The sequence below is a fragment of the Sphingobium sp. R-21 genome, from assembly GCF_049913335.1.
GTDB lineage: Bacteria > Pseudomonadota > Alphaproteobacteria > Sphingomonadales > Sphingomonadaceae > Sphingobium.
Map to the genome: position 1 here is coordinate 1 of NZ_CP184374.1, position 21,884 is coordinate 21,884.

21 protein-coding genes are annotated in these 21,884 nt (G+C 64.9%); 10 read left to right on the plus strand and 11 right to left on the minus strand.

The features are described from left to right. Together dnaA and ACN9MX_RS00010 are read left to right on the plus strand one after the other, a co-directional pair. A complete protein-coding gene (dnaA, locus tag ACN9MX_RS00005) occupies window positions 1–1,416 on the plus strand; it encodes a chromosomal replication initiator protein DnaA (protein WP_363830979.1) in 1,416 nt (471 codons plus the stop codon). A gap of 31 nt (window positions 1,417–1,447) precedes the next feature. Further along, on the plus strand, window positions 1,448–2,053 hold the full coding sequence (locus ACN9MX_RS00010; protein ID WP_363830976.1) for a peptidylprolyl isomerase: 606 nt from the start codon (window positions 1,448–1,450) through the stop codon (window positions 2,051–2,053). 217 nt (window positions 2,054–2,270) lie between these two features. Here ACN9MX_RS00010 and ACN9MX_RS00015 read toward each other — a convergent pair whose 3' ends face one another. The 4 genes from ACN9MX_RS00015 to secB all read right to left on the minus strand — a co-directional run bounded on the left by ACN9MX_RS00015 (window position 2,271) and on the right by secB (window position 6,337). Further along, window positions 2,271–2,921, minus strand: a complete 651-nt coding sequence (locus tag ACN9MX_RS00015; RefSeq protein WP_133653397.1) for a DUF4136 domain-containing protein — start codon at window positions 2,919–2,921, stop codon at window positions 2,271–2,273. Between the two features lie 198 nt (window positions 2,922–3,119). Continuing rightward, a complete protein-coding gene (trpS, locus tag ACN9MX_RS00020; protein ID WP_363739407.1) occupies window positions 3,120–4,124 on the minus strand; it encodes a tryptophan--tRNA ligase in 1,005 nt (334 codons plus the stop codon). Window positions 4,125–4,128: 4 nt separating this feature from the next. After that, window positions 4,129–5,718: a murein biosynthesis integral membrane protein MurJ gene (gene murJ, locus ACN9MX_RS00025; protein ID WP_363830974.1), complete on the minus strand. Its 1,590-nt coding sequence runs from the start codon at window positions 5,716–5,718 to the stop codon at window positions 4,129–4,131. 121 nt (window positions 5,719–5,839) lie between these two features. After that, window positions 5,840–6,337 carry a protein-export chaperone SecB gene (secB, locus tag ACN9MX_RS00030; protein ID WP_363739411.1) on the minus strand — a complete coding sequence of 166 codons (498 nt, stop codon included), beginning with the start codon at window positions 6,335–6,337 and terminating at the stop codon, window positions 5,840–5,842. Window positions 6,338–6,524: 187 nt separating this feature from the next. Here secB and ACN9MX_RS00035 point away from each other — a divergent pair, with 187 nt between their 5' ends. The 4 genes from ACN9MX_RS00035 to ACN9MX_RS00050 all read left to right on the plus strand — a co-directional run bounded on the left by ACN9MX_RS00035 (window position 6,525) and on the right by ACN9MX_RS00050 (window position 10,756). After that, on the plus strand, window positions 6,525–7,181 hold the full coding sequence (locus ACN9MX_RS00035) for a Tim44/TimA family putative adaptor protein (RefSeq protein ID WP_363739559.1): 657 nt from the start codon (window positions 6,525–6,527) through the stop codon (window positions 7,179–7,181). After that, a complete protein-coding gene (gene mltA, locus ACN9MX_RS00040; RefSeq protein WP_363830971.1) occupies window positions 7,178–8,437 on the plus strand; it encodes a murein transglycosylase A in 1,260 nt (419 codons plus the stop codon). The genes ACN9MX_RS00035 and mltA overlap by 4 nt, the downstream gene beginning before the upstream one ends. A gap of 12 nt (window positions 8,438–8,449) precedes the next feature. Further along, on the plus strand, window positions 8,450–8,983 hold the full coding sequence (locus tag ACN9MX_RS00045; protein WP_363830969.1) for a Smr/MutS family protein: 534 nt from the start codon (window positions 8,450–8,452) through the stop codon (window positions 8,981–8,983). A gap of 93 nt (window positions 8,984–9,076) precedes the next feature. Next, on the plus strand, window positions 9,077–10,756 hold the full coding sequence (locus ACN9MX_RS00050; RefSeq protein WP_363830966.1) for a putative bifunctional diguanylate cyclase/phosphodiesterase: 1,680 nt from the start codon (window positions 9,077–9,079) through the stop codon (window positions 10,754–10,756). An 8-nt stretch (window positions 10,757–10,764) separates the two neighbouring features. Here the strand turns inward: ACN9MX_RS00050 and dapE are convergent, their stop codons facing one another. Continuing rightward, complete coding sequence (gene dapE, locus ACN9MX_RS00055) at window positions 10,765–11,925, minus strand: succinyl-diaminopimelate desuccinylase (RefSeq protein ID WP_363830963.1); 1,161 nt, start codon at window positions 11,923–11,925, stop codon at window positions 10,765–10,767. Between the two features lie 208 nt (window positions 11,926–12,133). Between dapE and ACN9MX_RS00060 the strand changes: the two genes are divergently transcribed. Next, complete coding sequence (locus tag ACN9MX_RS00060) at window positions 12,134–12,577, plus strand: cupin domain-containing protein (RefSeq protein ID WP_363830960.1); 444 nt, start codon at window positions 12,134–12,136, stop codon at window positions 12,575–12,577. 20 nt (window positions 12,578–12,597) lie between these two features. Beyond that, the gene (locus ACN9MX_RS00065) at window positions 12,598–13,605 is read left to right on the plus strand and encodes a S66 peptidase family protein (protein ID WP_414714668.1); all 1,008 of its coding nucleotides are present in this window, start codon (window positions 12,598–12,600) and stop codon (window positions 13,603–13,605) included. Window positions 13,606–13,616: 11 nt separating this feature from the next. Here ACN9MX_RS00065 and ACN9MX_RS00070 read toward each other — a convergent pair whose 3' ends face one another. The 4 genes from ACN9MX_RS00070 to ACN9MX_RS00085 form a co-directional block, all read right to left on the minus strand. Next, window positions 13,617–13,955, minus strand: a complete 339-nt coding sequence (locus tag ACN9MX_RS00070; protein WP_133653387.1) for a hypothetical protein — start codon at window positions 13,953–13,955, stop codon at window positions 13,617–13,619. Window positions 13,956–13,992: 37 nt separating this feature from the next. Beyond that, window positions 13,993–14,169, minus strand: a complete 177-nt coding sequence (locus tag ACN9MX_RS00075; protein WP_166666373.1) for a hypothetical protein — start codon at window positions 14,167–14,169, stop codon at window positions 13,993–13,995. A 104-nt stretch (window positions 14,170–14,273) separates the two neighbouring features. Next, window positions 14,274–14,768, minus strand: a complete 495-nt coding sequence (locus ACN9MX_RS00080; RefSeq protein WP_363830957.1) for a vgr related protein — start codon at window positions 14,766–14,768, stop codon at window positions 14,274–14,276. Then, window positions 14,765–15,241, minus strand: coding sequence for a copper chaperone PCu(A)C (locus ACN9MX_RS00085; RefSeq protein ID WP_363830954.1), 477 nt, complete (start codon window positions 15,239–15,241; stop codon window positions 14,765–14,767). Before ACN9MX_RS00085 ends, ACN9MX_RS00080 begins: the two co-directional genes overlap by 4 nt. Window positions 15,242–15,418: 177 nt before the next feature. Between ACN9MX_RS00085 and dnaK the strand changes: the two genes are divergently transcribed. After that, the gene (dnaK, locus tag ACN9MX_RS00090) at window positions 15,419–17,317 is read left to right on the plus strand and encodes a molecular chaperone DnaK (protein ID WP_363830951.1); all 1,899 of its coding nucleotides are present in this window, start codon (window positions 15,419–15,421) and stop codon (window positions 17,315–17,317) included. A gap of 129 nt (window positions 17,318–17,446) precedes the next feature. After that, complete coding sequence (gene dnaJ, locus ACN9MX_RS00095; protein ID WP_363739434.1) at window positions 17,447–18,577, plus strand: molecular chaperone DnaJ; 1,131 nt, start codon at window positions 17,447–17,449, stop codon at window positions 18,575–18,577. 60 nt (window positions 18,578–18,637) lie between these two features. Here the strand turns inward: dnaJ and ACN9MX_RS00100 are convergent, their stop codons facing one another. Next, a complete protein-coding gene (locus tag ACN9MX_RS00100) occupies window positions 18,638–19,918 on the minus strand; it encodes an APC family permease (protein ID WP_363830948.1) in 1,281 nt (426 codons plus the stop codon). Window positions 19,919–20,064: 146 nt separating this feature from the next. Next, on the minus strand, window positions 20,065–21,867 hold the full coding sequence (locus tag ACN9MX_RS00105; protein ID WP_363830945.1) for an acyl-CoA dehydrogenase C-terminal domain-containing protein: 1,803 nt from the start codon (window positions 21,865–21,867) through the stop codon (window positions 20,065–20,067). Window positions 21,868–21,884: the final 17 nt, after the last annotated feature.

Genomic DNA, 21,884 nt, shown 5'->3' on the forward strand with positions numbered 1-21,884 from the left:
ATGAAGGATATTGCGGCAGTGATTGGAAGTTTGAGCGGTCTCGACACGCAGCAGAATGCGCGCCTGGAGAACGCCTGGGCGACCATCCGTGCCGGCCTGCGCCGCGACATTGGTGCGCGCATGTTCGACCAATGGCTGAAGGCGGCGCAACTGGGCGATTATTGCCCGGAATCCCAGACGCTGGACCTGCTGTTCGCGTCGGACTTCAGCGCCAATTTCGTGTCGGGCCAGTTCGGCGACCGTTTGCGCATGGCATGGCGTTGCGCTGGCGCCGGCGTGCGCGAGGTGCGCCTGCGACGCGCACCCAATGCCGTTGGTCCCCGCGTTCTGGAACTGCCGCAGGCGGATGCCGACGCGATCGCGGAAGACGGATCGGCCTATGATCAGGCGCCCGCATCGAATTTCCAGCCGCGCCACCGTTTCGACCAGTTCGTGACCGGCGAGACCAACCATCTCGCCTTTTCGGCGGCGCAGGCCATGGCGGCCAAAAGCCGGCCGCGTTTCAGCCCGCTTTTCATCCATGGCGGGACCGGACAGGGCAAGACCCATCTGCTGCACGCCATTGCCCAGGCCTTTTCGGCGCATTCGCCCTCGGCGCCCGTTCTCTACATGTCGGCCGAGCGGTTCATGATGGAATTCGTCAACGCCATGCGGGCGAACGAAACCATGATGTTCAAGGCGCGGCTGCGGGCGGCGCAACTGCTGTTGATCGACGACGTCCAGTTCATCGCCGGCAAGGGTTCGACGCAGGAAGAGTTTCTGCACACGATCAACGACCTGATCGATTCGGGCGCCCGGATCGTCGTCACCGCTGACCGCGCGCCGCAGATGCTGGACGCGATCGATGCGCGCATCCTGTCGCGCCTGGCCGGCGGACTGGTCGCCGATATACGCCCCGCCAGCCTTGATCTGCGGCTCGCGATCCTGGAGGCTAAGCGGGCGATTGCGGGCGATCCGCCAGTGCCGGACGCGGTGGTCGATTTCCTCGCGCGTTCGATCCGTTCCAATGTGCGCGAGCTGGAAGGCGCGTTCAACAAGCTGATCGCCTATGGCCAACTGACCGGGCGGTCCATCGACCTGGAGTTCGCGCAGGCGATGCTGGCGGACGCGGTGCGCGCCAATGCCCGCCGTATCACCGTCGATGAGATCCAGAAGGCCTGCGCCGCGCATTACCGGATCGACCCGGCGGAAATGCGCTCCAAGCGCCGCGCGCGGGCGGTGGCCCGGCCGCGCCAGGTGGCGATGTATCTGGCCAAGAAGATGACGCCGCGTTCCCTGCCTGAAATCGGCCGCATCTTCGGCGGTCGCGATCATAGCACGGTGATCCATGCCGTGCGCACGATCGAGGAACTGCGCCAGAGCAATCCGGATATCGACGCCGATATTCGCGCCTTGCAGCGCCAGTTGGAAGGCTGACAGGCGAGGAGCTTTGGATTAGGCTTTCGCCATGATCCGACAATTCGCCCTCCTCCTTGCCGCCTTCTTCTGCCTAGCCCCCGCCCTGGCCCAGGACGCGCCTGCGGCGCCGCCGGCCGATGTGCGGGTGGCGCTCGATACCAGCGCCGGCCGCATACTGATCGCGGTGCATGTCGCAAGAGCGCCGGTGACGGCGGCCAATTTCCTGCATTATGTCGACCAGAAGCGGCTGGACGGCACCAGCTTCTACCGAAGCGTCGGCTCGGCCGATTATGGCTTCGTGCAAGGCGGGGCGCAAAATGATCCCAGGCGCCTGTTGCCGCCGATCAAGCATGAGCCCACCAGCCAGACGGGCCTCACCCATGACGATGGCGCTCTCTCCATGGCCCGCTACGCCGCTGGCAGCGCGACGGGGGATTTCTTCATCGTTCTGGGCAAGATGCCGGGGATGGACGCCCATCCGGAAGCGGCGGGCGACAATCAGGGCTTCGCCGTATTCGCCCATGTGGTCGAAGGAATGGATGTGGTGAAGGCGATCCTCGCTGCCCCCAAGTCGCCGACAGCGGGCGAGGGCGTGATGAAAGGGCAGATGCTGGAGCAGCCGGTGAAGATCCTGACGGCGCGGCGCATTCCCTGATGCTTGCAAGCCCATAAGCCTGAGGGTTCGGACGGAGCGCCACTTTCAGTCTTCCTCCGGCGCAAAGCTTGATGGCCTCCTTGGAAGGGACAATCATGGATCGCTCGAGGCCAGACCGCCCAAGCCCAAAAAAGAAAGCCCGGCGATCCTCGACCGCCGGGCAAAGGGCATGGCTGGGAGCCGCCCGAAGTGATTTTCGATCAGAATGGCAAACCGCTCATCCCTTCTTTTCGGGCGGCAGCGTGATCTTCACATTCTCGCCATTCTGGCCGGGGAAGCCCGTGAACATCGCGTCGATCAGGTTCGGCACCAGATAGGTCAGCTTGTTCGACAGCGACTGGGCCTGCGCCTTGCCCTCGAACAGGCGGCGATTGTCGGCGGCGCGGTCGATCTTCATGCTGAGGTCGCCGGTATAGACGGTGTAGCTGGACACGTCATTATAGCCGCCCGGGCCGAACAGCCACGGATCATAAAAGCCATAGCCCCAGGGACGGCCCCAGCGGCCCCTCCAGCCCCAGCCGCCGTAGAAGAACGGGTCGGGGTTGCCAAAGCCGGTCGAGCGCACCTTTTCGCGCCCATTGTCGACGCCATAGGCCACCCGCACGATCAGGTCGGCCCGCGCCGGGTCGCCGGCGGCGACATAGCCGGTCTGGGTCAACCGCTGACCGACGAGGTCGGCATAATGCGAAAATTCGAGGCCGCCTGCCAGGCGCGGATCGTCGGCGACGATCGTGAAGCTCTGGCCGGCAGGTGCCGGAAGCTGCTGAAAGCGGGCGACGTCAGCCTTGAACGATGTCGCGCAGCCGGACAGCGCCACAAGCGCCAGGGCGGGCGCCGCGAGGAGGCCGATCTTTTTGAAACGGGTCATTTTTCTTGCGTCCTGTATCAGGCACTACGCCTGCCAAACATCTTGCGTCCTGCCATAGCAAAACGCAACTGAACATCGTTTGAACGCACGTAACGGGCGAACGGGCGCAAACCATGTCCTGCCATCCCTACGACGGCGCGGCATGGATTATTCCGTCACGAACCGGAAGGGGCCGCCATTTTGACGGCCCCTGTGGCATCAGCGCATCAGCCCCATCGCGTCATAGGCCGCCCGCAATGTAGGGTCGGCAGCCGCCGCGGCTCTGGCCGCACCCTTTTCAAGGATGGCGTCCAGCGCGGCGTCATCGGTCCGCAGTTCCAGGAACCGGGTGCGAATGGGACGGAGCGTTTCCACCAGCAGTTCGCCCAGGGCCGGCTTGAACGCGCCAAAGCCCCTGCCAGCGAATTCGGCGCAGACCGCGTCCACATTCGTTCCTGACAGGGTCGCATAGATGCCGAGCAGATTGTTCGCTTCGGGACGCCCGGCCAGCCCGCCGGCATTGTCCGGCAGCGGTTCGGGATCGGTCTTGGCCTTCCTAACCTTCTGCATGATCGCATCATCATCGTCGGTCAGGTTGATGCGGCTCATGTCGGAGGGATCGGACTTCGACATCTTCGCGGTGCCGTCGCGCAGCGACATGATGCGCGCTGATTCTCTGGGGATGATCGGATCGGGCAGGGTGAAAAGCTCCACGCCGAAATCGGTGTTGAACTTCGTGGCGATGTCGCGCGCCAGTTCCAGATGCTGCTTCTGGTCCTCGCCCACCGGCACATGGGTGGCGTTGTAGACGAGTATGTCCGCCGCCTGGAGCACCGGATAGACGAACAGGCCGATCGAGGCGCCCTCGCGGTCCTTGCCCACCTTGTCCTTGAACTGGGTCATGCGGTTGAGCCAGCCGATCCGCGCCGTGCCGTTCAGCAGCCAGCACAGTTCCGCATGGGCGGGCACCCGCGCCTGGTTGAAGAGCACGGAGCGGTCGGGGTCGATCCCGGCGGCGACCAGCGCGGCGGCCATGTCGCGGACGTTGCGGATGCGCTGTTCGCGCCCCTCATGCACAGTGATCGAATGCATGTCGGCCAGGAAGAAGAAGCACTGGCTGCCCGCATCCATCTCGTCCTGCATCCGCACCCAGTTGCGGATCGCGCCCAGATAATTGCCCAGGTGCAGATTGCCGGTCGGCTGGATGCCGGAAAGGACGCGCATTCTTCTATCCGTTCTCTGTCTTGGTTGCACTTTTGCGCCGCATCAGCGCCTTCAGGTCCGAGAGCCGATAGGCGCCCGTCAGGAAGCAGGCCACCCCGTACAGCGCGATTCCCACGCCGACAAGCACCGCCAGCGCCACATAGCGCTGGACCATCATCCCGCCGAGCCATGGATCGAGCAGTCCCTCGCCCGCATAGAGCGCCCCGCCCATGGCCACCGCCGCTATCGCGAGGCGGGGCAGGCGCCGCCGCAACTGACCGTCGGCGGCGAAATGGCCGCGCTTCACAAGTGTAGAATAGAGCATGGCGACATTGACGGTGGAGGAGAGCGCCGTCGCCAGCGGCGGCCCGACATGACCCAGAAGTGGGATCAGGAGGATATTGCCGACGATGTTGATGAGGATCGACAGCATCGCATAGCGGACCGGCGTCTTCGTGTCGCCGCGGGCATAATAGCCGGGCGTCAGGACCTTCACGAGAACATAGGAGGGCAGCCCGAGGGAGAAGGCGGACAGGGCCCAGCCGCAGCGCTGCGCATCCAGCGCGGTGAAGCGGCCATATTGGAAGAGCCCCCGCACGATCGGTTCCGCCACGGTGATGAAGGCGACGGTCGCGGGCAGGGTCAGGAACAGCGCGAGTTCGATGCCGCGATTCTGCGTGTCCATCGCCACCTGCTCCTGCCCCGTCGACAGCAGGCGGGATATGGTCGGCAGCAATATGGTGCCCAGGCCGATGCCGATCAGTCCCAGTGGCAACTGGTTCAGCCGGTCGGCATAATAGATGTAGGTGATCGAGCCCGAGGCGAGCAGCCAGCCCGACAGCGCCGTGGAGATCAGCAGGTTGATCTGGGACGCTCCCGCCCCCGCCGCCGCCGGCACGATCAACCGGAGCAATTCCTTTACGTCGGCGTCTAGACGCGGCCGTTTCAGCCGCATCGACACGCCCGCCCGGCGGCAGGCCAGGATCAGCCACAGCAATTGCAGCGCTCCGCCCACGGTGACGGAGATTGCCTGCACCCTGGCGGTTTCATATTCGTCGGCGCCGTGGAACAGCCACAGGCCCGCGATCATGGCGAGGTTGAGCAGGATCGGCGCGGCGGCATTGACCCAGAATTTGTCGAGCGAATTCAGGATGCCGCCCAGCAGCGAGGCCAGGCTGATCAGCGCGAGATAGGGCAGGGTGATCCGCGACAGCATGACCGCGAAGGCGAATTGTTCCGGCGTCGGATTCTGGCGGGAAAAGCCGCCGGAGAGCGCCCAGGTGATCGGCCATGCCGCCGCGATCAGCAGGGCGGTGAAGGCGACCAGCACCGGCAGCAGCACGGCCAGCGCGCGCTCCGCGAACAGATAGCCGTCCGCAACGCCGCCCGGCCCAGCCGCCTTGCGGTTGAACATCGGGATGAAGGCCGCGGAAAAGGCACCCTCGGCAAAGAGGGCGCGGAACATGTTGGGCAGGCGGAAGGCCACGCCGTTGAAGGCGTCCGACGCGAATCCGGCGCCGACATAGCGCGCCGCCAGGGAATCGCGGACCAGGGCGAGCACCCGGCTGGCGAGCGTCAGACCGCCGACCGAACCGAGTGCCTTGGCGAGTTTCATACGACCAACCTTGGGTAGGGCTGGGTGAAACCCCGTGCCGAGCGGAGCGAAGCGGCTTCGGAAGGCTCAGCCATTCCCTTCGACACGCTCGGGGCGAACGGGGTGGGAGCCATGGCTGCGCTCAGGCGTGGCCGGCCGGTTCGCCTGTGGTCTGGGCCATGGCTTGCGCCTGCTGGACATAGAGGCCGCCGAAATCAATGGGTTCGAGCAGCAGCGGCGGGAAGCCGCCATCGCGGATGGCGTCAGCCAGCACGCGGCGGGCGAAGGGGAAGAGGAGGCGCGGCGCTTCGGCCAGCATGAAGGGCTGCATCTGGTCCTCTGGCACATTGCGCATGCCGAAGATCGCGGCGTAGACCAACTCCACGGCGAAGGCAGTGCCCTGCGGCGCGATGGCCTTGACTTCGATCTTCAGGGAAATCTCGACGACTTCCTCGCCCACCTTGTCGGCGCCGATGTTGAACTGCACGTCGATCTGCGGCTGGTCCTGCCACTGGTAGACGGCGGGAGCATTCGGATTTTCGAAGGACATGTCCTTCACATATTGGCTGATCAGCGCGATCTGCGGGCCGTTGTCGGCGCCATTGCCGGTTGTCTGAATGGTATCGGCTTCCTCGGCCATCTCTTTTCCCTGGTTTTAAGGTTTGCCTGGCAGGCAGAATGCCCGCGCATGTCGATCCGCGCGCTTAGCAGGGGCGGCAGGAGGGAGCAATGCGGCACTTGAAAAGCGGCCATTTGAATATGCAGGGAAACATGCCTATGTTGGTCGCGTTACAGTTTCAGATTCAACCCAAAGGGTGCTTTACCCCGTGTATGTGATCGTCATCCTCGCCATGATCGCCGGTTTCCTGGCGCTGCGGCTATATTCCGTGCTGGGCAAGCGCACCGGGCATGAGCAGGAGCCTGCCCTTCGTCCGGCGGAGGAACGTGCCAAGGTAACGATCGTGCAGCCTCGCCCCGTTCCGGAAATGGCGGGCGATTCGGTCCGTCTGTCCGATGGGCTGATCGCCCCCGGCGGCGAAGTGGGCGTGCGCGCGTTGATCGCGGCGGACCGCAGCTTCGACGTTCCGCAGTTCGTGGAAGGTGCGAAGGCGGCCTACAAGATGGTCCTTGAAGCCTTTTGGCGCGGCGACCGCCAGGAACTGGAGTGGCTTTGCGACGCCGACGTGCTCGCCTCCTTCGAGGAAGCGATCGCGGCGCGGGAGGCGGAAGGCCATGTCCTCGACAACCGCCTGGTGCGCATAGAAAAGGTTCAGATCATCGAAGCGGGCGTCACCGGCCGGATGGCTGAGATATCGCTGCGTTTCGAGGCGGACATCGCCGCTGTCACACGTGACCGGGACGGCAATGTCGTTGCCGGTTCGCTGACCGACGCGGTCGGCACGAACGACATCTGGACATTTACCCGCGACCTGCGCAGCACCGATCCCAACTGGAAGCTCAGCGAGACCGACGAGGCGGCATGAGCCTGCGGCAGTCGGGAGGCACGCTGGCCGCGGCGTTGCTGCTCTCTGCCTGCGCGGGCGGTGTGATACCTCCTGGAGCGGGTGGCCCGGCGCCGACGCGGCCCCCTCGCGAGGGTGGTGAGACAGCGACCCGTCCCATTCCCGCTACCCCCCGTCCGCCCGTGCCGGTTGCGCCGCCTGTGACGGCACCAGTCGACACCGCCAACGCCCTCGGCGCAGGGATCACGCCCGGCCCGTCCATCATCGACCTCATTCCGTCGGGGGAGCGTTCGCGCAAGGCTTTGCAGGCTTTCCGCTTGTCCTGCCCTTCGCTGATGCGGCGCAGCGACCAGAGCGGACTGACGCGCGGCGCGGACTGGAACAGTGCCTGCGCCGCCGCTGCAAGTTGGCCGGAGGTATCGGCCAGCGAATTTTTCGTCCGCTATTTCGAAGCGGTGCAGGTGGGCGACGGAAAGGCATTCGTTACCGGCTATTATGAGCCGGAAATCGCAGGGTCGCGGACGCAGCAGCCCGGTTACGATGTGCCGATCTATCGCCGTCCGTCCAATCTGATCGACGTCAATCTTGGCCTGTTCAGCGACAGCCTGAAGGGCAAGACCATTCGCGGCAAGGTGGACGGCAGCAATCTGGTGCCGTTCGACGAACGATCGCAGATCGTGGGCGGGTCGCTGGCGGGCAAGGGCCTGGAACTCGCCTGGGCGGCCGATCCGGTGGAATTCTTCTTCCTGCAGGTGCAGGGCAGCGGACGCCTGTTGCTGCCCGGCGGCGGCGTCATGCGGATCGGCTATGACGGCCAGAATGGCCGCGACTATACCGGCATCGGCAAGCTGATGAAGGATCGCGGCCTCATCCAGGCCGGATCGATGCAGGACATCATGCAATATCTGCGCGCCCATCCCGATGAGGGCGCCGCGATCATGAACGAGAACAAGAGCTTCGTCTTCTTCCGCGAACTGACCGGGCCCGGCCCGCTGGGGGCGATGGGCGTCGCCGTCACGCCAGAGGCCACGGTGGCGGCCGATCCCAGCTATGTCCCGCTGGGCGCGCCGCTGCTGCTTTCGCTCGACCGGGCCGAACCCAATGGCATATGGATCGCCCAGGACACCGGCGGGGCGATCAAGGGCGCCAACCGCTTCGACAGCTTCTGGGGCGCGGGCAGCAACGCGCGCAGCATAGCGGGCGGCATGTCGGCGCGGGGCAGCGCGCTCATCCTGCTGCCGATAGGATCGGCGGCGCGGCTGGCCCAGCAGCGCTGACCGCATGCGGCCATGCCCCGACGGAGTCTCTCTTCCGATGAACAGGCGCTCTGGACGGCACTGACCCGCTCGGTCAGGCCGCTGCGGCCGGGTGCGCGGCCGCTCTCCCTCCCCACGCTTCCCGTCCCCGAACAGGACAGGACAGGGTTAACGGCTCCCTCCGTTCAGAGGGTGGCGCCGGCGCCGGGCCGTACCCCGGCGGCCATTTTGGATTCGGGCTGGGAGCGCAGAATCCGTAACGGAAACCTGGCACCGGACATGACCATCGACCTGCACGGGCACACACTGTCGGCGGCCCATGCAAGGCTTAACCAGGCACTGGCCGCGGCCTGGGCGCGGGACGTCCGCATCATGCTGGTCGTTACCGGCAAACCGCCAAAAAGCCCGTCGATGGGCGGTGGATCGCGGCGCGGCGCCATTCGGGGCGAGATCGGCCACTGGCTGGAAACCAGCAGCTATGCCGACCGTATCGCCAGCGTGCGGATCGCACATCAGCGCCATGGCGGCGAAGGCGCACTCTATGTCATAATGCGACGCAAAAAATAAGCATTTCCGAGGGATCCACTGACCTTTTCTTAACCACTGCCCTTCATATCCCGCTGATCCAGTCCGCGACGGGCTGGCAGGGCAGGGAGGCACATGCAGGGCGTGACATTGACGAGCCGCGCCACTGCCTTCGCCTGCGCCGCGGGGGCGCTGGTGTTCATCCTGTCGCTGGTCCTGGGCCAGGGGCAGGCGACCGACATTGGCGGCATTGGCCGCTCCCTCATCATCGCGATCCTGTGCGGTACGCTGAGCTGGGCTTCCGCGCGCCGGACCGTGGCGACGACCGCGAGCGCGATCGATGGTGCGACGGAGCGCCTGCTGGCCGCGGCGCATGGCGACCTGCAATCGGACGTGCCGCGCGAGATCGGCCTGGAGCTGCCTGACCTGTCGGTGGCGATGGAAAGCCTGTTCAGCCAGGTCCGCACCAACCTGGACCATGTGCAGGCGCTGGCCCTGTTCGATCAGGTGACTGGCCTTGCCAACCGCGCCAGCTTTTGCCGGCAGGTCGAACGCCTGCTGGCCGAGCGCAGCGAAGAAGGGCTGGCGGCACTGTTCTTCATCGATCTGGACGGGTTCAAGGGGGTCAACGACACGCTGGGCCATGCGGCGGGCGACCAGTTGCTGGCGCGTGTCGCGGGGCGCCTGCGCGAAGTCGCCATGGCGCAGGCGAGCGCGGGTGCGGGCGATTGCCTGATAGGCCGCCTGGCAGGCGACGAATTCACGCTGTTCGTGCCCAGCCTGGCCGACCTGGACAGTGCCGGGCGCATCGCCCGCGCCATCCAGTTCGCGCTGCGGGAACGCTTTGACCTCGGCAGCCAGCATGTCGACCTTGGCGCCTCGATCGGCGTCGCCTGCTATCCCGAGCATGGCGACACCCTGTCGGCGCTGCTGCGATCGGCCGACATCGCCATGTATCATGCCAAGCGTCAGGGCCGTAACCGAGCGGAGATGTTCACCGCCGAACTGGCGCTTGAAGCGGCCGACCGCGCCGAACTGGAACGCGACCTTTTGCTGGGGTTGCAGCGGGAGGAGTTCCTCCTCGAATTCCAGCCGCAGATCGAGATCGGCAGTGGTCGGGCAATCGGGGCCGAAGCGCTGGTCCGCTGGGCGCATCCGGAACGCGATCTGGTGATGCCCGGCTCTTTCGTGCCCGTGGCGGAGGAAAGCGGCGCCATTGTGGCGCTGGGCGACTGGGTCATGGGACGAGTGTGCGAGACGGCGGCGCGTTGGGCGCGGGCCGGGGTGAGGCAGCGGATCGCCATCAACATCTCTTCCCGCGAGTTGAGCCAGGCCGATTTCTTCATGCGCCTGCGCCATGCCATCGACGCGCATCAGGCGCCGGCGGTCATGCTGGAGCTGGAGATCACCGAATCGCTTGCGATGGAGATGAAGGCGCGGACGCTGGACCAGATCGGCGCCCTGCGGCGGGAGGGCGTGCGCATCGCCATCGACGATTTCGGAACCGGCTATTCCAACCTGTCGCGCTTGCGGGAGTTGCCCGTGGACCGGGTGAAGATCGACCGCTCGCTGGTCCGCGACATCGCCGTTTCGGCCGAAGCGCGCACGATCTGCAGTGCGGTCGTCGGGCTGATCCAGGGATTGGGCATGGAGGTGGTTGTCGAGGGCGTGGAGACCGAGGCGCAGATGGAAATGCTGCGCGTGATCGGCTGCACGCTGTTCCAGGGCTACCATCTGGCGCGGCCGATGAGGGAGGAGGATTATCTCGCCCGTTTCGCCATAGCTTCACCGGTGGCCAGGGCAATTTCAAGCTGACCCTCAGGTCATGACTGGGCGGGCGTCCCGGTCGCCAGCGCGCGCATGGTGACCAGCCGGTAAATCTCCGTCAGGTCGCGCAGATCCGCCAGAGCCACCGCTTCGTCCAGCTTGTGCATGGTTGCGTTGTTGAGGCCGAATTCGACCACGGGGCACAGGCGCGAGAGGAAGCGGGCGTCGGACGTGCCGCCGGTAGTCGACAGTTCCGCCACCACCCCGGTCACGTCGCGGATCGCGCCAGCAACCATATCGGACAGCATGCCGGGTTCGGTCAGGAAGGGTTCGCCGCTGATCTTCGCGTCCACCCTGCCGCCTTCGGCCGCGGCGATGGCGGTGATGCGGTCGACCAGTTCCGCGCCGCCATGTTCGTTGTTGAAGCGGATGGAGATGCGGGCCTGCGCGGCGGCGGGGATGACATTGGTGGTCGGGTTGCCGACATTCAGGTCGGTGATCTCTATATTGCTCGCCTGGAACCAGTCATTGCCCTCGTCCAGCACCAGAGCGTCGATGGCGGACAGGATGCGGATCAGGCGGGGGATCGGATTGTCGGCCAGATGCGGATAGGCGACATGGCCCTGCACGCCGTCGACATGGATCCACATGTTGACTGATCCGCGCCGGCCGATCTTGATGACGTCGCCCAGTCGCCGGGAGGAGGTGGGCTCGCCCACCAGGCACAGGTCGGGGCGCAGCCCATGGGCGGCCATCCGGTCCATCAGGGCCAGAGTGCCATGGACAGCCGCGCCTTCCTCATCGCCCGTGATGATCAGGCTGATCGTGCCGGGCAGGTCTTCGGGCAGGTCATGCAGGGCGGCGACATAGGCGGCGATCGCACCCTTCATGTCGACGGCGCCGCGCCCGTAAAGCAGGTCGCCCCGTATCTCTGGCGTGAACGGATCGCTCGCCCAGCCATTGCCCGGCGGAACCACGTCCAGATGCCCGGCAAAGGCAAAATGCCTGCCCGGCCCGGTTGTCCGCCACGCCAGCAGATTTTCTACCGGTCCGTCCGGCGCCTCTCCGGCCAGGAAGCGGTCGATGGTGAAGCCCAGGGGTTTCAGCATCGCCTCCAGCACCGCGAACACATCCCCCGTGGCGGGCGTCACGGACGGACAGGCGATCAGTTGTTCGGCTATGTCGATGGATCTGGCATCGGCGCTGGTCTTGCTCATGGGGTTGCGTTAGAGCATTTTGAAGCTGTCTGGAACAGACAGCGGCTCGCAAAATGCGTTAGAGACCAGCGCGCATTTTGAAGCTGTCTGGAACAGACAGTGGCTCGCAAAATGCGTTGAAGGCCGACGCGCATTTGAAGCTGTCTGGAATGGGTGCGAGGCGCGCATGCATAGGATGCAAGCGGCGCTGCCGGCAGGAGGATATGTCATGCCCAAGGTTGACCTGGCGGCCGTCGAAGAGACCAATCGAACGGGCTATCCGCCGGTTTATGCCGGTGCGGTCGCCGGGCGGTGGGTGCGCAAGCTGGGCCCCGTGACCGGCCTGTCCGATTTCGGCATCAGCCATGTGGTTCTGAAGCCCGGTGCGGCATCATCCCAGCGGCACTGGCATGAGGATGAGGACGAGTTCGTCGTCATGCTGAGCGGGCAAGCGGTGCTGGTCGAGGAGGGAAGCCGCACGCCGCTGCACGTCGGCGATATGGCATCGTTCCCGAAGGGCGAGCCCAATGGTCATCAGCTGGTGAACGAAAGCAGCGAGGATTGCGTGTTCCTTGCCGTTGGGCGCGTTCCACTGGGGGATGCGCATTATCCCGACATCGACATGCAGTGGGCCGGGGGCACCTATAGGCGCAAGAATGGAAGCGTCTTTTGAGGCTGGACCGCCGGGGTTTGATGGCCGTGCTGGGCGCCGCGATGGCAGCGCCCGGCGCCTTGGCCGCATCCGCCGCGGACCCGGTGAAGCCGCCCCGGCTTCGTCCGGGAGACAGTGTCGGCCTGATCGAACCGGCAGGTTTTACCGACGACGCCTTCGACCTCGACCTGGTCAAGGAAACGATCGTCGCCATGGGGCTGGTGCCCAGGCCCGCCAGGCATCTGGTCGATCGTTACGGCTATCTGGCCGGGACGGATGCGGAGCGGGCCGCCGACGTCAATGCGATGTTCGCCGATCAGCAGGTGCGGGCGGTGTTCGCCACGCGCGGCGGATGGGGCTGCGCCCGCATCCTGCCTTATCTCGACTTCGCGACGATCCGGGCCAATCCCAAGCTGCTGGTCGGATTTTCCGACATCACGGCGCTGCATCTGGCGTTCGCGGCGCGGGCCGGTTTCGTCACGATCCACGGGCCCAATGCCGCGAGCAGTTGGCCGCGCTTTTCCTGGGATGCCTTTCGCGCCGTCGCCTTCGACGGGGCGACGCCGTTGATGGCCAGTCCAGAGGGGCATGAAGACAGGCTGGTGCAGCGCAGCGGGCGCATATTGACGTTCCGCGGAGGGAAGGCGAGCGGGCGGCTGCTGGGCGGGAACCTGACTGTGCTGTCGACGATGATGGGAACGCCGTGGCTGCCTGATTTCGACGGAGCGATCCTGTTCATCGAGGATGTGAGCGAGCAGCCCTATCGGATCGACCGGATGCTCACCCAACTGGCGCTCGCCGGCGTGCTGGGCAAGGTGGCGGGCGTCGTGTTCGGGCAATGCACCGATTGCGGCCCGAGCGGCGCTTCCTATGGCGGATTTACCCTGGCGGAGGTGTTGCAGCAGCATCTGGCGCCCCTTGGTGTTCCGGCCTTCCAGGGTGCGCTGTTCGGCCATGTCGCCAGCCAGTTCAGTCTGCCGGTGGGCTGCCGTGCGGAGATCGATGCCGATGCGGGTACGATCCGGCTGCTGGAGCCGGCAGTCCGATAATAGAAGCACCATCAGGGCCGGACATAGGCGCCACGGCCGTCCGGAGGAACGAGCGACCTGTCCTTGATCTTCAGGACAAGCGTCTCGAAGCCTGGTTCGGGTACATCCTTCGTCTTTTCGGAGGTGAGGATGACGGATCCGTCCTTTTCGGCCCATCGACCCTCCGCGAACAGATCAAGCGCGCCATAGGCCAGATACCATTGGAAACGGCCGTCCGGGCGGAGCATCAGTTCCGAGCCGGTCTCCATCACGCCGTTAAGATAATAATGGCCAGCCCACCGGGACTCTTGCGCCCAGGCCGGTCCGGCAAGGAAGACCGCGAGGGGCAGGAGGGCAGTCAGGACGCGCATCCGGCGATGATATAGCAGGATGAAGCGGCCTGAAAGACTACCAGGCGCGGGGACTGTGCCCGACGCGACGGGAGACCTGCTGCTCTATCTCGTTGAGCTGGGCCTGGCTGAGGACGCCTGAAACCAGCAGCTTGCGCATCAGCTCGTCCACCAATGCTGCTAGAAAGTGGAGCTCCGCCCGTTCGGACAGAGTGTCGTTGCTGTCGACCTGCATGGCTTGCTCTCCGCGCAAAAGCCTAATTTTAAAGGAGAAGGCGACAGGGGACAGGGCGTCGGGATGCAGCATGTCCCTCGTTGAAGGCGGTCTGGCGTTTATGGTTAAGAAGGCGATCGGCCGATCCTGTCATTCCCTTCCCCTGCGAACGGCAGCAGCGCCTCATAGGTCGTCAGCGGCGGCTTGCCTTCCACGCGAATCCCGCGCCGCATGAGGAAGGCGTGCCGCACGATTTCCGCCTGCTGTTCCAGGCCATAGCGGTGAAAGGGCCTGCCCGGCACAATCTCATAGTCATAGCGGCAAAAGGGGTGGCGCATCAGCGGCAGATACCATCTGCCGCCCTGTTGCGCCTGCCAGACATGGGTCATTTCATGGATGAAATGACCCTGTATGTGCAGCGGACTATCGCAGAAATCGGCGCAGAACAGGCCGCTTTCCGGATGGAACCAGAGGTTGCCGTCGGGCGCCATGGTGACTTGCCGCGGCTGAAACGGCCACCATTTGCGGTTGTGCACGCGGACGCGCCGATAATCGATGGCGGCGGCGAAAACCGACAGGGCGAGGGCGGCTTCCGCCTCGGTCAGCGGGCGCCCGGTCAATGCGCGTCATGCTCCTTGCCCTGGGGAGCGGGGGTGGGCGCGGCGCCGCCGGGCTTCTGGATGATGGCGTCGACCAGCAGGCGGTCGCCATTGGCGAGCAGGAAGGTGAGCGTCATCTTGCCGCGGCTGATGGCCGTGTCGTTGATGCCCCAGAGCATCAGATGCTTGCCGCCCGGCGCGAAGGCGACCTTGGATTTTGCCGGGATGGGAACGCTGTCGAGCGGCTTCATCGTCATTTTTCCGCCTTCGCTCATGCTCTCATGCATCTCGACCTTCAGCGCATAGTCCGTGAGCACGCCGCGCAGCGCTGTATCCGCATCACCGCCATGGGCGACGAAATAGCCGGAGGATGGCGTGTCCTTGTTGGGGCTGAGCCGCACCCAGGCCTGGTCGACATAGGTGGGCGCGGGGTCGCCGCAGGCGGCGAGGGCCAGAGGGGCGGCAAGGGCGATCAGGGGGTAAAATGCGCGCATGGGCAATGGCTTTCTTGATGTCCCGTTTCCGGTCGTTTCCCAGAGGTAATCGTCACAGCTTCTTGTGCCAAGCAAAAGCGCGCCTATATCCCTTGCGCAAACGCCCTTGCCTTGGCGCTTTCGTGAGGTATGGGGCCGTCAACCGCTGAATATGATTTGGGGTTCAAAGAGGACACAATGGCAAAAGTAATCGGTATCGACCTGGGCACCACCAACAGCTGCGTTGCTGTGATGGATGGCGGCAAGCCCAAGGTTATCGAAAATGCGGAAGGTGCGCGCACGACGCCCTCCATCGTCGCCTTCACCAAGGATGGCGAACGACTGATCGGCCAGCCCGCAAAGCGTCAGGCCGTCACCAATCCCGACAATACGGTCTTTGCGGTGAAGCGCCTGATCGGCCGCCGTTTCGACGATCCGATGACCAAGAAGGACATGGAGCTGGTGCCATACAGCATCGCCAAGGGTCCCAATGGCGACGCCTGGGTCAATGCCGGCGGCAAGGATTATTCGCCCTCGCAGATTTCCGCCTTCACCCTGCAGAAGATGAAGGAAACCGCCGAGAGCTATCTGGGCGAAACGGTCACGCAGGCGGTCATCACCGTTCCCGCCTATTTCAACGACGCCCAGCGTCAGGCGACCAAGGACGCCGGCCAGATCGCGGGCCTGGAAGTTCTCCGCATCATCAACGAGCCGACCGCGGCCGCGCTCGCCTATGGGCTGGAGAAGCAGGACGGCAAGACCATCGCGGTCTATGACCTTGGCGGCGGCACCTTCGACATCTCGATCCTGGAGATCGGCGACGGCGTGTTCGAGGTGAAGTCAACCAATGGTGACACTTTCCTGGGCGGCGAGGATTTCGACGCCAAGTTGGTGGAATATCTGGCGGAGGACTTCAAGAAGGCTGAGGGCATCGACCTCACCAAGGACAAGCTGGCTTTGCAGCGCCTGAAGGAAGCGGCGGAAAAGGCGAAGATCGAGCTGTCTTCTGCGCAGTCGACCGAAGTCAACCTGCCCTTCATCACCGCTGACCAGAATGGTCCCAAGCACCTCGTCAAGAACATCACCCGCGCCGATCTGGAACGGCTGGTGGCCGACCTCATCAAGCGGACGATGGAGCCTTGCAAGAAGGCGCTGGCCGATGCCGGCGTATCCGCGAGCGAGATCAGCGAAGTGGTGCTGGTCGGCGGCATGACCCGCATGCCCAAGGTGCGCGAGGCCGTGAAGGACTTCTTCGGCAAGGAACCGCACACCGGCGTGAACCCCGACGAAGTCGTCGCCATGGGCGCGGCGATCCAGGCGGGCGTGTTGCAGGGCGACGTCAAGGACGTGCTGTTGCTGGACGTGACCCCGCTGTCGCTGGGCATCGAAACGCTGGGTGGCGTGTTCACCCGCATGATCGACCGCAACACCACTATCCCGGCCAAGAAGTCGCAGGTCTATTCGACCGCCGATGACAATCAGCAGGCGGTGACGATCCGCGTGTTCCAGGGCGAGCGCGAAATGGCGGCGGACAACAAGCTGCTCGGCCAGTTCGACCTGGTCGGCATTCCCCCTGCACCGCGCGGCGTGCCGCAGATCGAGGTGACGTTCGACATCGACGCCAACGGTCTGGTCAATGTCCATGCCAAGGACAAGGGCACGGGCAAGGAACAGCAGATCCGCATCCAGGCTTCGGGTGGCCTTTCGGACGCCGACATCGACCAGATGGTCAAGGATGCCGAGCGTTTTGCCGAGGAAGACAAGAAGAAGCGCGAATCGGCCGAGGCGAAGAACAATGCCGAGAGCCTGATCCACACCACCGAGCAGCAGCTTTCCGAGCATGGCGACAAGGTGGATGCCGGCCTGAAGTCGGAAATCGAGACCGCGATCGCCGCGACCAAATCGGCGGTCGAGGGCGGCGACGCTGAAGCAATGAAGGCGAAGGCGCAGGAACTGGCGCAGGTCGCGATGAAGCTGGGCCAGGCCATTTACGAGAAGGAGCAGGCGGCTGCGGCTGCTCCGGGCGCGGACGCGCCGAAGGCGGATGACGATGTCGTCGACGCTGAATTCTCCGAAGTGGACGATAACAAGGCGTAAGCTGATGGACGCTCGCCGTCATTCCCGCGCCAGCGGGAATTCATCTCCCAAACATCGCCCCGAGCGTATAGGTTGGAAGATGGACTCCCGTTTTTGCGGGGGTGACGGTGACATGCCGTCGGGGGCGATATGACGACCGAAGTTGATTATTACGAACTGCTCGAGGTCGAGCGCACGGCCGACTCGGCCACGATCAAGAGCGCCTATCGCAAGCTCGCGATGAAATATCACCCGGACAAGACCGGGGGCTGCACCGACAGCGAGGCGAAGTTCAAGGCTGTTTCCGAAGCCTATGAATGTTTGAAGGATCCGCAGAAGCGCGCCGCCTATGACCGCTTTGGCCATGCCGCGTTCCAGAATGGCGGCGGCGGTTTCGGTGGCGGGCGCGGCGGCGGCGGCGGCTTTTCCGACCTGGGCGATATTTTCGAGACGATTTTCGGCCAGGCCGCCGGCGGCTTTGGTGGCGGGCGGCAGGCCCAGCGGCGCGGGGCGGACCTGCGCTATGACATGGAAATCACGCTGGACGATGCCTATCACGGCAAGAAGACCGAGATCGAGATCGAGGTTTCCGCCGCGTGCGAAAGCTGCGAAGGTTCCGGCGCGCAGCCGGGCACCGGCGTCAAGAGTTGCGGCACCTGCCATGGTCATGGCCAGGTGCGGGCGCAACAGGGCTTCTTCGTGGTCGAGCGGACCTGCCCGTCCTGCCATGGCGCGGGGCAGGTCATCGAAAGTCCCTGCCGGAGTTGCCGGGGAGAGGGGCGGGTGGACCGGCCCAAGACGCTGTCGGTAAACATTCCGGCGGGCGTCGATGAAGGCACCCGCATCCGCCTGTCAGGCGAAGGCGAGGCCGGAGCGCGGGGCGCGCCGTCCGGCGATCTCTACATCTTCCTGCATGTGAAGCGGCATGCGATCTTCGAACGGGACGGGACGACGCTGTTCGCCCGCGCGCCGGTCAGCTTCACCACGGCCTCGCTGGGAGGCGTGATCGAAGTGCCGGGCCTTGACGGCCAGCGGCATGAGATCAAGATCCCCAGCGGCATCCAGTCGGGCAAGCAGATCCGCCAGCGCGGCGCGGGCATGCCGGTGTTGAACGGGCGTGGGCAGGGCGATCTGGTGATCCAGGTCGATGTCGAAACGCCGACCAAGCTGACGGCGAAGCAGCGTGAATTGCTGGAGGCGTTCCGCGAGACGGAAACGGGCGAGGAATGCCCGCAGTCGACAGGCTTCTTCAGCAAGCTCAAGGAATTGTGGGGGGACTGAGTTCTTCCCCGTCCTTCAGGGAGGCGGGTCGCTGCAAGGGCGGCAGCATGCGCGCTTGATTCAGGCGCGTTTCCGCCCCTCACGCCGCGCCCAGGCGTAAAAGGGAAATCCCGCCGCCATCAACAGGAAGCTGGCGCCGCTCGGCACCGGTCCCGCGCCCCATAATGTCCAGAGCGCATAGGCAAGGCCCAGCAACGCCGCCGGCACCACGAGCCGGAACCTGAGCGCCGCCAGCGCGCACCCGACATAGAGCCAGAGCGTGGCCGAAGTCGACAGCAGCGCCATCGCCGTGAACAGCGCGACCAGCCCCTGCAAACTGTTGGCGATCAGCATCAGCGTCCCGACCGCGCAGGACAGCAGCAGCGCGTGGACCGGCGTGCCCGAACCGTTCGTTCCTGCAAGCCATCGCGGCAATTCGCCGCCTCGCGCCATGGCCAGCGGCACTTCGCCCTGCAACAATGTCCAGCCATTGAGTGCGCCCAGGCAACTGATCGTGGCGAAGACAGCGATGAATCCCGCTGGCCCCGCTGACCAGTAATGCGCGACATAGGCTGCAAAGGGAGAGCCGGACCGGCTTTCGGCCGCAGGCAGGGTGAGGGCGATGCCGGAGCAGACCAGCAGGTAGATGAGCCCGGTGATCGCTGTGCCGAGCATCGTGGCCCGTGGAATGGTCCTGGCGGGGTCGCGTACCTTGTCGGCCGCGACACTCGCGGATTCGAAGCCCAGCAGCGCCCAGAGCGTGAGCGCAGCCGAGGCGGTGATGCCGGCGCTGGTGAAGCCTTGCGCCGGGAATGGCGCTATCTCCGCCCGCCCATCGCCCAGCGTGACTGCGAGCAGGACCAGCACGACTGCGATCGGGATCAGCTTGATCGCGGTGGTGGCGAGTTGGGTGGCACCTGCCGCCCGCGCGCCGATCAGATTGATGCCGGTCGTCGCCCAGAGGAAGCCGATGGAGGTAAGCGCCCCCATGCCGGGCCGGTTCAGCGCCGGCAGGATGCTGCTGAGATTGGCGGCTGCGGCAACGGCTATGGTGACATTGGTGAAGATCACCGAAATCCAGTAAATCCACCCGATCGCAAATCCGGCGGGGGGGCCGTAGGCACGGGTGATGAACTGAGCCGTGCCGCCGACATCGGGCATCAGCACGGTGAGCCGCGCGACGACATAGGCGAGAAGCAGCGATCCGGCGATGGTGAATATCCACCCCGCCACGGCATCCCAGCCGAACGGTGCGAGTGCAGCCGGGAGCAGGAACACGCCCGATCCGATCATATTGCCCATCACCAGCGCAATACAGGCGGGAAGACCGAGCGTTCGGTTCGCCGTAGGAGGCCCGTTCACGAAGCGGCTCGCTGCATCATCCGCCTGTTGATGGGCTTATGCAGTGTCGCGCGCAATGGGATAACGCAGCAGATCGCCTTCAGGAGCTTGCCCTCTTCTCCTGAAATCGATCTGCACAGCGGCCCGAACCTTGCCTGGCGTAAAGATCAGGCAGCCAGGAACATTTCCGGATCAAGCGCCATCAGGCTGTCGGCGCCACCCTCGATCTTCCGGCGGAGCGCGCCGGCGTCCGGCATGATGCGTTCCGCGAAGAAACGGGCGGTCACCAGCTTGGCCTCCATGAACTTGGCGTCGCCTTCGCCAGCCGCCAGCAGGGCCGTCGCGGCCCTGGCCATGCGCAGCCACATAAGGCCCGTCGCGACGATGCCCACGATGTGCATGTAATGCACCGCGCCAGCCCCGGCATTGTCCGGGTTCTTCATCGCGTTCTGCATCAACCACATGGTCGCCGCGCCAAGCTGTCCGCTCGCCTTCTCCAGAGCTTCGGCAATGGGGGCGAGCTTTTCATCGCCCTTGGCCTGCGCCACTTCGTCCGCGACGATCTTGAGGAAGGCCTGAAGCGCGCGACCGCCGTTCATGGGCAGTTTGCGCCCGACAAGGTCCATCGCCTGCACGCCGTTGGTGCCCTCGTAGATCTGGGCGATGCGGGCGTCGCGGACATATTGTTCGACGCCATTTTCCCAGATGTAGCCATGGCCGCCGAATACCTGCTGCGCCACGACGGTGACGTCGAAGCCCTTGTCCGTGCCATAGCCCTTGATCACCGGGGTCAGCAGTTGCACCAGGTCGTCGGCGGCCTGGCGCTCCTCCTCCGTGGCGGCCTGATGCGACAGGTCGACCTGAAGCGCGCCCCACAGCATCAGGGCGCGCAACCCTTCGGTCAGCGCCTTGCCTTCCATCAGCATGCGGCGGACATCGGGGTGGACGAACAGCGTGTCGGCCTTTTCCTGCATGTCCTTGGGCCCGGTCAGGGCGCGGCCCTGGCGGCGGTCATGGGCGTAGGCGGCAGCGTTCTGATAGGCGATCTCCGCCTGGCCCAGGCCCTGCAGGCCGACGCCCAGCCGCGCGGCGTTCATCATGATGAACATGGCGGCGAGACCCTTGTTCTCCTCCCCCACCAGCCATCCGGTCGCACCGTCATAGTTCATGACGCAGGTGGCGTTGCCGTGAATGCCCATCTTGTGTTCCAGCGACCCGCAGGAGACGGCATTGCGATCGCCCAGGGTTCCATCCTCGTTCACCAGGAACTTGGGCACGACGAACAGCGATATGCCCTTGCTGCTGTCGGGCGCGCCCGGGGTCTTCGCCAGGACGAGGTGGATGATGTTTTCCGCCAGGTCGTGCTCGCCCGCGGAAATGAAGATCTTGGTGCCGCTGATGGCGTAGCTGCCGTCGGCATTGGGAACGGCCTTGGTCTTGATGAGGCCGAGGTCGGTGCCCGCATGCGGTTCGGTCAGGTTCATCGTGCCGGTCCACTGGCCCGACACCATGTTGGGGACATATTTCTGCTTCAGTTCATCGCTGCCCTTGGCGAGCAAGGCGGCCACGGCGCCGCTGGTCAGGCCATGGTACATTTCGAAACTGTGGTTGGCGGACAATATATATTCGCTCACCGCCGTCGCCACGACATGGGGCAACCCCTGGCCGCCATATTCGACCGGCGCATTCAGCGTGGTCCAGCCGCCGCCCACATAGGCTTCAAAGGCTGCCTTGAAGCCGGTCGGGGTGCTGACGCTGCCGTCCGGGTGGCGGGTGCAGCCCTCCTTGTCGCCCACTGCGTTCAGCGGGAAAAGAACTTCGGCGGCGATCTTGCCGCCTTCGGTCAGGATCGCATCGACCAGATCGCCAGTCGCATTTTCGAAGCCGGGCAGGTTGGTGTAGCGGTCCAGCCCCACAATGTGGTCGAGCACGAAGCGGGTGTCGCGAATGGGGGCGGCGTAGCTGGGCATGGATCTTCTCCGGACGA